The following is a 546-nucleotide window of genomic DNA, read 5'->3' as shown; positions in this document are numbered from 1 at the left end:
CACGAGCCGCATGTCGTCGAGCAGCGGCGTGAGGTCGAGCAGCGCGTCCGGTGCGGCGACGCCCGCGCGTGCCTGTGCGCGCACCGCGTCGATCCAGCCGGCGAGCTGGCGCTCGAAGTCGGCCGATGCGCCGAACCGGTAGTGCACGGTGCCCGCATCGGCGAGCAGGCGCGGCATCTCGGTGTCGATCACGTCGGTCGCGAAGGCCGCGTCGAAGCCGAACGCGTCGCGCGCGGCGTCGGGGCCGTAGTGAAAGCCTTCCCAGATCTCGCGGTCGACGTTCTTGGCGCGGCAGAACAGGATCGATTCCGGCGCGCCGTGCGGCGCGGCCGCGTTCAGCACGAGCACGGCGTCCGGCTCGGTGAAGCCCGTCAGGTAATGGAAGTAGCTGTCGAACCGGTACGGGTAGGCCGTATCGCGGTTGCGCAGCATTTCCGGCGCGGTGGGGACGATGGCGACGCCGCCGCCCGCGGCACGCAGTGCGGCAAGCACGCGTTCACGGCGCTGGCGGTAGACGTCGACGGCGATGGCGGTATCGAGGGGCGC

At 71.6% G+C, this 546-nt stretch carries 1 protein-coding gene; it reads right to left on the bottom strand.

Going from position 1 to position 546, the window contains the following annotated elements; all coding sequences use genetic code 11:
• Window positions 1-546: aminopeptidase P N-terminal domain-containing protein (locus JMF90_RS39795; RefSeq protein WP_201326624.1), on the bottom strand; the 546-nt coding region annotated here is incomplete at both ends.

This window comes from Burkholderia sp. E168m23 (assembly GCF_016586125.1).
GTDB classification, from domain to species: domain Bacteria; phylum Pseudomonadota; class Gammaproteobacteria; order Burkholderiales; family Burkholderiaceae; genus Burkholderia; species Burkholderia orbicola.
Note: the sequence above shows the minus strand (reverse complement) of the source record. Positions and strands in the feature narration are given on the sequence as shown.